Source organism: Chthonomonas calidirosea T49 (assembly GCF_000427095.1).
In the GTDB taxonomy this organism is placed as follows: Bacteria; Armatimonadota; Chthonomonadetes; order Chthonomonadales; family Chthonomonadaceae; genus Chthonomonas; species Chthonomonas calidirosea.
The window spans coordinates 2,891,570-2,905,469 of sequence record NC_021487.1; the positions used below are offsets into that span (position 1 = coordinate 2,891,570).

8 protein-coding genes and 1 tRNA gene are annotated in these 13,900 nt (G+C 53.1%); 7 read left to right on the forward strand and 2 right to left on the reverse strand.

Annotation, left to right across the window (positions count from 1 at the left end; translation table 11 throughout):
- Nucleotides 1–150: 150 nt before the first annotated feature.
- Together CCALI_RS12190 and CCALI_RS12195 are read left to right on the forward strand one after the other, a co-directional pair.
- Nucleotides 151–978, forward strand: coding sequence for a hypothetical protein (locus CCALI_RS12190; RefSeq protein WP_016483780.1), 828 nt, complete (start codon nt 151–153; stop codon nt 976–978).
- Nucleotides 979–1,163: 185 nt separating this feature from the next.
- Nucleotides 1,164–1,236: transfer RNA gene (locus CCALI_RS12195), tRNA-Pro, on the forward strand.
- On the opposite strand, the gene CCALI_RS16225 is transcribed toward CCALI_RS12195, so the two are convergent.
- Complete coding sequence (locus tag CCALI_RS16225; protein ID WP_155850553.1) at nt 1,228–1,479, reverse strand: hypothetical protein; 252 nt, start codon at nt 1,477–1,479, stop codon at nt 1,228–1,230. The genes CCALI_RS12195 and CCALI_RS16225 overlap by 9 nt on opposite strands.
- A gap of 69 nt (nt 1,480–1,548) precedes the next feature.
- Here CCALI_RS16225 and murJ point away from each other — a divergent pair, with 69 nt between their 5' ends.
- The gene (murJ, locus tag CCALI_RS12200; RefSeq protein WP_016483781.1) at nt 1,549–3,240 is read left to right on the forward strand and encodes a murein biosynthesis integral membrane protein MurJ; all 1,692 of its coding nucleotides are present in this window, start codon (nt 1,549–1,551) and stop codon (nt 3,238–3,240) included.
- 14 nt (nt 3,241–3,254) lie between these two features.
- On the opposite strand, the gene aroF is transcribed toward murJ, so the two are convergent.
- Nucleotides 3,255–4,277, reverse strand: a complete 1,023-nt coding sequence (aroF, locus tag CCALI_RS12205) for a 3-deoxy-7-phosphoheptulonate synthase (RefSeq protein WP_016483782.1) — start codon at nt 4,275–4,277, stop codon at nt 3,255–3,257.
- Nucleotides 4,278–4,406: 129 nt separating this feature from the next.
- Between aroF and CCALI_RS12210 the strand changes: the two genes are divergently transcribed.
- From CCALI_RS12210 to CCALI_RS12225, 4 genes are all read left to right on the forward strand, one after another.
- Nucleotides 4,407–5,222 carry a DUF4397 domain-containing protein gene (locus CCALI_RS12210; protein ID WP_016483783.1) on the forward strand — a complete coding sequence of 272 codons (816 nt, stop codon included), beginning with the start codon at nt 4,407–4,409 and terminating at the stop codon, nt 5,220–5,222.
- 238 nt (nt 5,223–5,460) lie between these two features.
- Nucleotides 5,461–6,666, forward strand: a complete 1,206-nt coding sequence (locus CCALI_RS12215; protein WP_016483784.1) for an anti-sigma factor family protein — start codon at nt 5,461–5,463, stop codon at nt 6,664–6,666.
- A gap of 78 nt (nt 6,667–6,744) precedes the next feature.
- Nucleotides 6,745–10,557, forward strand: a complete 3,813-nt coding sequence (locus tag CCALI_RS12220; RefSeq protein WP_156415932.1) for a hypothetical protein — start codon at nt 6,745–6,747, stop codon at nt 10,555–10,557.
- 86 nt (nt 10,558–10,643) lie between these two features.
- Nucleotides 10,644–13,895: a hypothetical protein gene (locus tag CCALI_RS12225; RefSeq protein ID WP_016483786.1), complete on the forward strand. Its 3,252-nt coding sequence runs from the start codon at nt 10,644–10,646 to the stop codon at nt 13,893–13,895.
- Nucleotides 13,896–13,900: the final 5 nt, after the last annotated feature.

Here is a 13,900-nt window from a genome sequence, read left to right on the forward strand (position 1 = left end):
AGAAGAAGCAGAGATAAGCTTTTCTAATAGTTTCTATTGAAAAATTTCATTTTCTTACATTTCCATTCTGTGCTATTATAGCGTAGTAAAGAGAGAAGCTGCTGTGGCGGCTTTCTAAAATGCGATTTTCGATGTCGAGGAAAAAGCGATATGGCAACTTACACTACGCCAGAAACAAAAGAAGCACGCACGCCAGTTATCGAGAACCCACGTAAAGACGCCTACTGGTTGGCCCCTACGACAACGATTGTGGTGCTCGTTGTCTTCATAATTTATGCTACCATTCGCGCCTTCATGGGCCGCTATTTTGCCACCTACAACGAGGGAGAAAACTTTCCATGGCTGGCACCAATGCGGCTTCAGCCTCACTATTGGTCGCCTTTCTACTCCCCCTATATCCCCGTTCACCTTCGAATAGGGGCTTGGCCTATCTCCGCAGCGCTCTACGTGATGATCTTGCCTCTGGCTTTCCGCCTCTCCTGCTATTTTTGCCGTCGTGTCTACTATCGCGCCTTCTTTCAAGACCCCGGCGCTTGTGCCGTGCGCGAACTGTTTAAGCACCGTCACTACACTGGCGAGACACGCTGGCCTACTAAGATCTTCAATCTCCATCGCTACACCTTCTACATTGCCGTGATCCTAGTGGGCTTTCATTGGTGGCACCTCTATAACGCTTTCTTTTATACCGAGGCTGGGCAGGTGCACGTAGGAGCCGGCTTAGGCACGCTTATCTTTCTCATAGATACTCTTGCGCTAACCCTCTACACCTTCTCTTGTCACGCCTTTCGCCATCTCATTGGAGGGGCAGTAAACTGGTTTTCTAAAGCCGGCTGGCGCTATAAAACGTGGCGATGGGTGAGCTGGCTCAACGAATACCATGGTCAGTTTTTCTGGATAAGTTTGGTGACCGTTATGTGTGCCGACCTCTATGTCTATCTTGTGGCCAGTGGAGTGTTCCTTGATCCGCGATTCTTTTAATCAAGGAGCGCTCCCGTATTTCTGACCCCTATTGTGTTCGTTGTCAACACCGTAGCCTACGGATAGGTGCCGCTTTAGAAACCAAAAAATCGTTCATCGTGTTGCTCTTTAACCGCTTCGCACATAAGACGTCGGCGGCACTGAGAAGATAGGAAGCCCGATGGGGTATAATAGTGCGTGCAGAGCGGGGTGTAGCTCAGTTGGAAGAGCGCATGCTTTGGGAGCATGAGGTCGCAGGTTCGAGACCTGTCACCCCGATTCTTTGTTGATGTCTTGGGTATAGTTTTGAGAAGAATCGTCTGGAAATCGTGGTAGCCCAATATGCCCACAGCGGCGACAGAAGACGTCTTCCGCCCATGGACGCCGGCTGATCCCAGAGCCTATCGAAAAAGTGGGGAAGGGGATAACGTCTGTATGGCCGCATCGGGCACAAATGGCACCGGGTGCAAGAGGGGGACCTGGAGGAAGTTGCTTAGCCTGATTGTCGTTATCTTGAACCATCGCTTCGTGTTATAAGGGCCTCATCCTGCTTAAGTTAAAGAGGTTGCGCTTCTCTGGTATAATTCCGCCATGTCGTCAACAACACCTTCTCAGAGCGCCGGCATCACCACGGCCTCCTACCACAGCCGTCGACTCACCTCCAATACGCTGATCATGATGGTGGGTCTGCTCGGCAGCCGAATCGCCGGCTTCATCCGAGAGCGCGTCATCGCGCATCAGTTTGGACAACAGTACTATACCGACATCTATAATGGCTCTTTTACAATACCCGATCTCATCTTTTTTCTCATCGCGGGAGGAGCTATTTCAAGCGCTTTTATCCCCGTCTTCAGCGAGTACATCCATACCGGCAGAGAGCGTGAGGCCTGGCGCATCTTCAGTGTTGTGTTGTTTGTGATGACAGTTTTCATTGGGGTACTTATTGTGTTGGGCGAAATTTTCGCGCCAACGCTGGTGCTGCTAACAAATCCTGGTTTTGCGCACATCCCGCATAAAGTAGAGGATACCGTGCGCCTTACCCGGATCCTTCTGCCCGCTCAGCTCTGTTTCTTTCTCGGCGGACTTATGATGGGCACGCTTACCGCGCGCAATATCTTTAGTGGACAGATCCTCGGCCCTATTCTCTACAATGTTGGAATCATCTTTGGAGGGCTCTTTCTCACCAAACGCTATGGGGTAGCAGGGCTTTGCTGGGGGGCGGTGGGAGGAGCCTTCTTCGGGAATTTCGTGCTGCAATGGATTTTTGTGCGGGCTACCGGCGGCTATCTTGTAACCAAAAATCTGCTGCGGTATCTGCGCCATCCCGGCGTCATTCAGGTGTTTAAGCTGATGTTGCCGGTCATTTTAGGGCTGGCATTGCCGCAGGTCTCCACAATTATTGGAAAGATGTTTGCCTCCGACCTCGGTAACGGAGCACAGTCCGCGCTTATGAACGCAAATAAGTTGATGCACGTACCCATTGCCCTTTTTGGTCAGGCAGCTGGTATTGCTATCTTTCCAGTAATGGCAGCACAGGCGGCACGCAAAGAGATGGCCGCCCTGAGGGCAAGTGTCAACTTTGGACTGCGTGCCATTCTCTTTATGAGCGTTCCGGCCTCCATCTTGCTTTATGTGCTGGCGCTGCCCATCATTCAGTTCTTGCTGCAAACAGGCAAGTATAGCTATGAAGATGCCCTTATCGCCGCAGCGGTGCTGCGCTGTTTTGCGATTGGTACTTTTGCTTGGTGCGCCATTAGCGTGGCCGCACGGGGTTTCTATGCCATGCAAGACACCAAAACGCCCGTGATCATAGGGACGCTGGTAACTTTCGTGTTGGTGGGGCTGAATTTGGTCTTCTTCAAGCTATTCGATCGTCACGACCAGACTCACGCCGTAGCCAATATTGCTCTCACCATCTCGATAACCGCCATTCTTGATATGCTCGCATTGGTCTATATGCTGCGGATAAAGTTGCGTGGCATCAACGGAGATAGGCTCATGCAGTCCGTACTGCGAACCGTGTTGGCCTCCGGCGTTGCCGGCATCGTCTGTTGGGTGCTACGCAACGCCTTGCAGGGGTTCTTCGTGCAAAGACAACGGTACGCTTTCTCTATAAACCCCGGCTACCGACCGCATGTAACCTTCGAGGCCTTTGTTATCGTTACGGTCTGTTTAACGCTCTCCACAGTGGTCTATTTGGGAATGGCGCTTTGGCTTCGCATGGAGGAGGTGAACGTCTTAAGGCGTCTCTTTCGCCGAAGAGCGATAGCTTCTACGAACTGATTTCAGCTCGCTTTCTAAAGCGTTCTGCCTACTGCCTCCACCACCGGCCGCAGATTGCGCATAAGGTTGCAAAAACCTTCACAGGTGAGGGATTGGGCTCCATCTTTGAGCGCCTGATCGGGATGAGGATGCACCTCGATAAGCAGTCCATCGGCGCCAGCAGCGATGGCGGCTTTTGACATCGCTTCAACTAGGCTGCGCTTACCGGTTCCCTGACTTGGATCCACGATGATCGGAAGGTGCGAAAGCTCTTTTACTGCGGGCACTGCTGAGAGATCGAGTGTGTTACGCGTATGGGTCTCAAAGGTGCGAATGCCGCGCTCACAAAGAATGACATTTGGGTTGCCGCCCACAAGGATGTATTCTGCGGCCTGCATCCACTCCTCTATACGTGCCCACATGCCCCGCTTTAGTAGCACGGGCGTCCGCACACGGCCTACCTCACGGAGGAGATCGTAGTTTTGCATGTTGCGCGTGCCGATCTGGAGAATATCGGCATAGCGGCACACCAACTCCACATTACGTGGGTCCATCACCTCGGTAACAACACGCATGCCAAGTTTGTCTGCCACATCCCGAAGGATTTTTAACCCCTCCTCTCCGTGCCCTTGAAAAGAGTAGGGCGATGTAGAGGGCTTGTAAGCTCCACCTCTTAAGATGGTGGCACCGGCCGCATGGCAGGCTACGGCCGATTCCCAGGTCTGCTCGTAGGTCTCCACGGTGCAAGGGCCGGCCATAATAACTACCTGTTTCCCTCCTACCGGTATCCCATTCACATCTACCACAGTGCCTTCAGGATGATATTCTCGGCTGGCGAATTTGTACGGACGCAGAATCGCGATAACCTTTTCCACGCAGGGCATCGCCTCCAAGGATTCCATATAGCGCGCTTTATCGGCCTCCGGCACGCCCACCGCTCCAACAACCGTGCGCTCCGCTCCATAGATCGTATGAGCGCTATAGCCCCACTCCCGAATGCGCTCCTCTACGCTGTGAACGTCTTCCTTTGTGGCGCCTTTTTTCATCACTATGATCATCTTCGCTATCCTTATATTCTCAGAAGTTATCGAACAACGTGGGATATATTTTACCTTGTCACAACCCTGCAGAAGTGGCGTAATTCTTAGCGTACATCACCATATCGCCTTTGGAAAGGAGTCGAAACCATGCGGAAGGTCATGGGCACGTTAATGGGAATAGGGCTTGCCTTTGTCCTTGTGGGCTGTGGAGGGTTAGGCACTGGGCCGAACACCACGAGTCGCGTGCGATTGTTAAATGCCCTCATCGGCGGGCCGTCGGGCGGGGTCAACATCGTGCAACGGGGAATGCCTGTAAACACACAGCCTCTGCTTTATGGACAGATATTGCCGTCGGCAAATGGCGGGATTAGCGCCTACTACACCGTTGTGTCTGGAGGCGATGCCATTACGGGCACCGGAGTCAACACCGATGTCTATGCGGCACCCGCCGTCAGCGGTACTCCTTTGGCGCCGGAGGCCTCCTTCTTGCTTAGTCCACATACTCCAGGCCAAAGCGATGGGACCTATACCATTATCGTGGCCGGGATTGTTGGGCAAACAGGAGCCGAAGGACCTACCCTGTTCCGCGCTATTGACAACGTACCTTCTATCTCCTACGGTACAACGAACGCCTATCTGCGCGTGATCAACCTTGCACCCGATACCGCAGGAACCGCGGGAATTACCCTGCTGAACAACGGGTTGCCGATACAAGGACTCACCAACATCAGCTACGGAACGCCCTCTTCCTCGTCCAACTATGTGCCTCTATCGGTGGTTGCCGGTTCTACATTCGATTTCAGCGTGGTAGCGGCCGGCTCTAATACCCCAATTCCAACACAAAGCGACATCAGCCATGTTACTCTTCAAGCAGGACATGCCTATACCATGTTCTTCATTGGCGAAGTCAACCCCATAAATGGGGCCCCGCATTTCGATGTGATTTTAACCGAGGATCAGTAGAAGCCGTATCAGAGGCCGTCCCTAGGAAGATGGAGGGCTTCTTAACCAATCCCATGCTTACCCCTCTTTCGAGTTGGAAAGAGGGGTGCTTTGGCATCTCCTTTCCAACCTGCAACATTCCTTGTTAGTCGGTGTCTCAATAAATAGAAAACAGAAGAACACGGTCTCCCTTCTGCAATTTAAGCGAACAAGCGGAAGGGAAATGACATAGAGGATGTTGCCCTTCGAGGAGCAAAAGATGCCCAAATCAACAGAATTTGAACCCAATGGGAACCAGCAGTTCGAACCGTTCAACGAAGAACGGATATGGAATCTGCTAAGTAGCTATATAGATGGCGAGTTGACACAGGAAGAACAAGAGGTACTTCATGGCCTTCTCGCCAAGTCGCCGCAGTGGAAGAAAGAGCTGGCCAGGCTGGAGGCTACCACACAAATTTTGCGCAAAGAGTCGGAGGTGGAACCGCCAGCCCATCTACGCGATGCCATTCTCGCTGCTACGGTGAAGCGGCGCACATGGCGTCAGCAGATAACGGAGCTATGGATGCGCAAACGCATCGCCGGCTCTGTAGTGCTGTCGGGTGGGGCTTTGGCTATAGCGGTTGCGTTGTGGGTAGCCTTTTTCAGGTTTAGCGCCCTGCCGGCTTCTCATAGTCCCTCTTGGCGATCAGCGCGTGTGGCTGTTTTACCACAGACGCCCACTCTACAGCGGCGCAACCGCAGCCTAGTTCCCTCTTCTCATCATCCGCTGCAGAACAGAACCACGACAGCTACATCGAGCCGATCAGCTGAAACGCTTATTGCCAAGCTTGTCGCGCCGTTGCGCTCTAATCCACTAGCTCCGAACTTCGCGCAACAACAAAGCCACTCTACCGTTGCCTCTCTCCCCTCTGAAAACCATTCTAAGGTGGCCCAGACCACACAACCAGTACGACGACAGACGAGTCTTCAAACTAACAGATCCTCATCTATAGAGGAGCCGACGAAAGCGACTCCCAGCAATGCCTCCGACACAATGGTTCAGATGGCGGCTGTCTTCTCGCCGGTTCCTGGCATGGATCAGATCAATCAACCAGCTTTTAGCCATCGTGTCGGTGATATGGCGGGGATGGATACCGCCTCTCCACGTGCTGGTTCCTCGCCGTCGAGCCAAACCCAAACGACAGGACAAAAGCCGAGCGGGGCCACTACGACGGCAAATAGTAGCGCTACAACTTCTCCAAGTGCCACGACGGTTCAGCCCGTGGCCGATAAGCAGCCGGTGACCAACCAAGGGGATACCCCGTTAGCCTACATGGCCTATCTGCCACCCGATGCCCTTAAGTTTCGCTCAACAGCCTCTATCAAGCGCGAGCTCTCCGAGCGTAATTTAGGGCTTAGTCGCATCGCTATAGAAAATACAGAGCAACGCCAAGCCCGAATCGTGTTAGTAAGTGGCCGTTTCTAGAACTGCCGAAGCGTCTAACATGAGGAGGGAGGAAGGATGAAGGTGTCAAAAGCTGCGAAAAGAGATTGTCGAAACGCTTTGATCACGGCAATCCTTTCGCCCTTTTTGTCTCTTCTTGTACTCCTTCCTGCTGCCACACGGGCGCAGACCGTGCCTGCCATTCCTGTCGCCAACACGCCGTCTACTCCTCCGGCTCTTCAGCCTACCCCGGAAAACCCCGGACATCTCGTGCATGAATGGCTGGCTGGCAGTGGCGGGGGGAACTATGTGCTTTCTCACGGCAACGTTATCCCAAATACGCTTCACCTCTTTCTGGACGGTAGAGAACTAACCCCAGGAAAGGACTATCTGCTAGACCCGGCCACCGGCTCCCTGGTTCTTTCGGTTCCAGTGCCTTCTGGTGATCTCCTTAGCGCTACCTACCGCTATCTTGATCAGCCCAGCGGCCCAAGCGTAGCCCCTATAGCCCCCGGATTGCAGTTCAACTTAGGGGCGAACGCGCAGCTTGGTCTTCTCCTCGGTCTAACGGCAAGTGACGGACATGGTTTTAACACCACCCTGAAAGGCCTTTCTCTGAGCAGCGCGTTTGGAAAGGGAGGTTTGGGCAGCTACAGCGGTTTAGCCTATTTTTCTAACGTACAGCGCAGCCAAAACATTGTCTTTGATCCGCAAGCCCTCTTCAGCACTCCACCGCCAAACAACCTTACAGGAAGAGGGCAACTTATCCTACAAAATTTGGCGCTTCATTCGGGTGGCCTCACATTTACTGCGAACTACCAAGATGTAGGTGCTAAGTTCAACGGGTTTGCGGCCCTTAAGCAGGGATTTCAAGGCAATCAAAGTATGCTGCAACAGCTGAATCAGCTTGAGAGTGAACGCGGAATCAAGCGGCTTGGGTTCGGCTTGGACTGGAATGGGGGTAAAAACGGGTCGGCATCGGTTTTGGCACTGAACTGGAACCGGATAGACGATGGCAGTGGCACTATCGAACAGCGCTCCGCCGAGCTGCATGCAGGGCTTTTGGGGGTGCACTATAACTTCGCGCAGATAGGGCAAAACTTCAAACTGTTCTCCGGTTTGCGCGAGGCCCAAAAAGCCGACTGGATGCACCAAACAGGACTTCGTGAATCGCAGTTTGGACTCAATGTCGCCTTTGCAGGCAACAAGAAAAGTCCTACCGCCGGCGGCCTTGATTTCGAGAATGAGCATATTTCGGCCAAGAGCGGGGCCTTCGATCGCAGTGCCTTCTCATTGCAAACGAAAGGGCTAGATATTGGCTACACCCACAATGCGATCACCAAAGGTTTTGGCCGTTTGGGCGATCTGAGTCTCTCAGATAAAACCGAACTGGCTTTGGATACCTACCATCTCTATGATCCCACGATCGCAACAAATGTCGTCTCGCCGGTGGATTTAGCGCAGGTGGTGGCCAATGACGGCCTCGATAGAAGTGGTTTTCATCTACTGCTCGATCCCTCACCAAAGAGCCGTTTCGCCTTTTCACAGTTGGCATTGCGGCTTACTGGCGCTTTGAGAGCTAAGTCCGATAGCGTACCCAACATCGGGATGCTTCGGCAGAGCCTTGAGGTACAGCTGGGTGGGTTCCATTTTGCTCTCATAAATCGGCGCACCAGTGCTGCGTTCGATCAGCTGTCTGCGCTGCCGGATATTGACAAACGTTATCTCGCTCTAGATATTCTGCATCAATTCGACCCCACGGCCGACCTGAGCAAACTACCGCCGCCTCTCATCGCTCAGGCTGCCCTTCATGAGGCTGGCTTGGCGCGGACTCTGCTCAATGCAAGTTTGCAGCTGGGCAAGGGCAACAAGGCGTCCTCTCTTTCCTTCTCAGCTGTTACCATCAAAGACACCTCAGCGACAGCTAGCAGCACGTCTGCCTCTAAGGCAACGTCCCTTGCTGCCGCGCCAACTCCCGCTATTGCTCGTGAAAGTTTTGCCATCGCTACGCCTCAATTTCAACTGGGCATCACTCAGCAAGCGATCTCCAATAACTTTACGCGCTTGCCGCAGCTTTCCGATGTGGAAAAGGCGCAGTTCGGCAACGAATATGGCCTTCGTAGCCTGCTGCTCGACTTTAATTGGCAAATCAACAAAACAACCCATCTAGCGTTCACATCTCTAGGCTTTTCTCCCACGCCCGACGCTGTCGCCGCAACACTAGCTCAAACAAGGGCGCGGGGTATAGATAAAGCCACCGCGCAGCAGATGGCGAATGCGGGACTGCAACATCAAACTTTGTCGTTCACGACACAGGGGCTTACGCTCAACGCCGACTTTGCCAACGTAGACAAGTACTTCACACGCGCCACAGATTTGGCCTTGCCAGCTGCCGACCGGAACTTACTCAACTCTGAACGCGGCTTTCGTCGGGCAGCTATCAGCCTACATCTTGATAAAATCAAGGGGCTGACGCTAGATACCTACGATTATGGGGCAACCAATCTCTTCGATCTACTAACCCACGCTATCTTCCACCATAATCTCGTTTACACCCCACGCCAGAACTTTAGCCTAACCTACAGTGATGATGGAGATTTGGCTACTACCAAGGGGTTAGCAAACGGCTATCAGCATCGTGTGGTGGCCCTCAATACGTTGGTGAAGAAGGGGATAGGACTTAAGCTCTCAGACGAAGTGCGGGTTAACCTCACCGATAGCCGCGTAGGGGAGACGATCCATCAACAAAACGTTCATATAGATACAACTCAATTAGGACCGGGGGGCGCGGTAGATTATCAGGTTCAGCAAGCGGCGTCGCTCGATGGGAAATTCACTGACTTTACCTCGATGAGCTTGCATACGCAGCCTACTCAGTATCTCACCCTAGACTACACGCGCTCCGATCTAAGGCGTTCACCAGATGCGAACAACCCGGTGGAGAAAGATAAACCGGTCATTGTGGAAAACACAGAGGGGTACGGAGTCAAGTATCAGGCTACAAAGCAGTTAGCGTTAACAGTTAATACCACAACTACTGTCGCCGACGATCAGAACGGGAAGAGTGCCGTCTCATTGGGACTTCAGGGAGAGCCTTGTAAGGATATTACGCTGGCAGCACAGTTCGATGAGCTGCATACCAAGGCTGACCAAAATACGCACGATGTGGCCAACTTCTCTATTCGAAACACGAAACCGATTAGCATTGGGCCTTTACAAAACCTCACTATTCAAGCGGGTTACGCCTCTTTGAACGACCATCGGAAACTGATCAACGAGACCATGACAGGCCACATTGAATGGACCCTGTGGAAGAACACCTTTGCCTTGGACTACAGTGGACAGACGTTGCCAAGCGGCCAAAGCACCACCACGCGACTCTACTCGTTCGCAACCGACCCCAATCCGCATCGTTGGCTTCACGCAAGCTTCTATTATCGCGATTGGACGATGTTGGATGGTAAGGTGATCCTGACACGCAAGTTCATGGCTGACGCCAAATTAACACCTATGACCCACCTTGTTTACAACTATGGAAGCTTGCCGGATGATGGACATGGGCAGTTTATTCCGGAAACGGCGGTGGATTTCAGCCTGCAAAACGACTTCCGTGACAACTTAACCGTAGGGCTGTTCTATCGGTTAAGCCGCAACACGGCTACAAAACTGCTTACGCGCTCGCTCGGCTTTAGCCTTCAACAGAAGCTCGACCCCAAAGAGAGCTTTACCTTCTCCTTTAGCAAGGGCGTAAACGGATCCGCCATCGGTTATGATCGATCGGATCAACTCAATATCGCCTTTGAACGCAAGCTCAGTGGTGACGACTTCTTCTCCATTGGGGCCACCTGGGTAACCCACGATGGGAGGGATGCGGCAGGCCGGTTGCTACGGAACGAATTAAGAGGGGAGCTAAGCTTTAACTTCCTCTTCTAGGAAATAGCGAAGCGAATGCAGAATAATGGTAAGGATAAGGCTCTTTAGGCGCGGACGCCGAAAATAGGTTCTGTGGAGAGAGGGATATGAACAAACAGAAAGCACTACACGCTCTGTGTCTCGGATTGACAGGAGCTTTGGTGGCTTTGTGTGGGTTTGGCCCCAAGGGGGAACATACTGCCCAGACAAAACCCCCAGCGGGAGCTGGACTAACACCAGATAAGATCGCGGCCTACTCGAAAATATTCACGCAGCAGATTTGGCCGCTTTTAAAGCAGGATTGTGCCCCATGCCATATGGGCAGCAATCCCTCTCAGTTGCGCCTGATGCCCGATGGGGCAGCCACTTATCAGCTCTTATTGACGGATGGTCATCTCGATCCAAATAACCCTTCCTCCCTACTAGCGCGCGTTAGCTCTACGTCGGATGCGACGCGAATGCCTCCTCCACCTCGTCACGCCTGGAGTGCTGCCAATATTGCCAAGTTGCGTGATTTCTGCAGCAAGCTCTATGCTAGCGGCCCTAAAGATACGATGGCCGATGATGGGGATGGAAGCCACTTCCCCCCGGCGCTCTTGATGCCCTATCACGGCCCTATTCCTTCCGATAGCGGGGATAATACGTTTCTGACCTACTACCAGCTTCGCAACAAGATACAGACCATTTTTGGCGACGACTGGCGTCGCGATAATCAAGATATGTTCGAGAAGAACATTGCCCAGTTTGGTGGGGCCGATTTCGTGCACAGCTTCAATGAAAGCGCCCATCCTAGCGCGGAATATCTTGCTGCCATGGATGCCCTGTCAGAGGATGTGGCCTCGAATGCCTACCTCAATCATACTGGGCCTTTTGAGGGGATACGCATTCCAACGCGCTCCCCGTTGGCTAGTCCAAAACCCGATCCCCTTTACCAGCATGACATCGCCTTGCTCTATCAGCGCATGTTGTTTCGGCCTCCAACCCCTATGGAGTTACAGCAGTCGTACGATTTCCTAAGAGCCATCTATCGTGCAGCACCTCAAGTGGCCCAAAGCAGCTATGCGCTTCAGTTCCAGCTGACAGCCAAGGACCCTGAAGGACATGTGGCAACGCGCCAGGTGCGTATTGAAGTCTTAAACGACTCCTACGGCCTACAGCAGACACTCGTTAATGAGAACGATACATCCCATGCAAGCCCCGATAAGAAGCTCGCCCGCTGGACATTGGGCGCTCCTGTGCTGCTAAAAGCCGGAGATGATGGCCAGTTTGTGACTATCTCTAACGAGGGGCGCCAGGGTGTTGTTGAGGTAAGCGGTCTTGAGATCACAGGGCCGCTGCCCGGTGGAACAACCCACATGATCTCCATGAAAGATGCTGGTGTCATCGCTCAAGGCGCATGGCATCTTAATGAACGCGACGGAATAGCCTCTTACGAAGAGGATGATAGAGATGGAGGCGAAGGACAGATCACTATCCCATTGAGGGTCTCTCAGACCGGCAAATATACGTTGACATTAGATTGGCGCTATCATCCGGTGCTGACCAAACAGGTAGATGGACGCACCGTTTACGAGGGACGCAACGCCGCCGAGACCCTAGTCGAGATTCACTCTCACAGTCCCTCTACGTCCGCACAACCCCCTCTGCCTCCGTTGCCGCCACGAGGCCAAGTGACATTCTATGTGGATGAGACCGATGATACCCATTCTGCCTTCAGCCCCGACGTCGCTTTTCAATTCGGCAAGGGCGATGGAGTAGAGATCTCCAATGCAGATACGCACGGTCTGGTTGCGGCCGACGCCGTAGATTTTATGCCCGATGTCCCTAAGGGAAGCCAGCCACAGCTGTCCGACTTTTATGTGAAAAGCAACGAAGCGGATGGGCAACAAGGCTGGAGCACCTTGGGAGAGGAGTATGGCCAGTTCTATCAAGCCGTTAGCCCGCATATTCTCAGCGACGGCAATAACGAGGCCCTAAAAGGCAAGTTACGGCTGTACTATCGGCCGGATACGCACCCCAAGGAGTGGCAACCGACGGTCTTCTATCACATTGCTTTCGGCTATCCGGGGCATGAAGGGCATTCAAGTCACGTGCCTCTCACTGTGCACGCCCTAGCTTCTACCCCCATTCTTACCATCGTTGCGCCGCCTCACGTCCATGTAGGAGCCCTGATCACGTTAGATGCAAGCGCCTCCTTCAACTTGCAGCGCTCTCCTCTCGAATATACCTGGCAGCAGATCGGAGGAGCGCACGTAGCGATTAAGGATGTCCATACGGCTGTTCTGCGCTTTCAAGTGCCGCCCATGTCCGCGCAACAGGCGGCTTGGGAAGGGCTCTGCCGGCTGTTAATGAAGCATCCCGACTTCCTGTTTACCCGGCCGCTCTCGTTGGCGGTAACCACAAACCCCAAGATACGGCGAAGGTTGCAGTTGGTGAAAATCGCTCAGGATTTAGTGGCCCGGCCGCCCACGCAGGCCGAAATCGCACGGTTGGATGCAGGTGCCCCGCTCTCTTCTTTTGTAGATAACTACCTGCACTCTAAGGAGTTTGCCGATTTCTACTTCCGCCGTATCCGGTTGTACCTAGAGAGCCACGGTTCCCCTACAGATGATGAGCCGGTGCGATTGTGGACATGGATCGCGCTTCATCATCATCCCTTTAAGGAGATTCTCACGGCGGATTACACGGTGACGCCGGATTGGAAGGTCGAACCACGCCCGGCCTACTATGGCCATAGCGGCGTTTTAACGATGAAAGGATTTATTGAGGGCAAACCTGGGCTACCGCATTTCAACTATTCCGCCCAGGTGCTTGAGAAGTTCCTCGGCTATGTGTTCATTGTACCGGAAGCGATCGTGAAGATGCGCGAGGGCATTACTGCCGTGCAGACCACTACACCAGGGACGGTCTGCTTTACATGCCATCAGGTACTAACGCCTCTCGCCTATCAACGCTCGCGCTTTACGGACGATGGAGTCTATCATGAGCGTGACAGTCAGGGCAATCTGATTGACGATACCGATCATCAGCTGGTGCCTAGCTATCCGTTTAAAGGGGAGGGCATGCAGGCCTTTGCTGAGAAGGCCGTCAACACAGAGCGCTTCATTCGCACGATCATCCAAACGCATTTCGTGTTCTACTTCGGTCGTGAGATGCGCTGGGATAAAGATGAAAGAGGCCTTTACCACCATCTTTGGGAGACCGAGAAGGCCAATCACTACGATATCGAGGGATTGATTCGGGCGATTGTGCTCAGCCCGCAATATCTTAATGGGAGCGTACGTCCCTCCCCTGCATCTAGCCCAGAAGAGCCGACAAGAGAGCGCACAAGCCCACGTGTTGCACGGCTAGGTTCGTAAGGGGT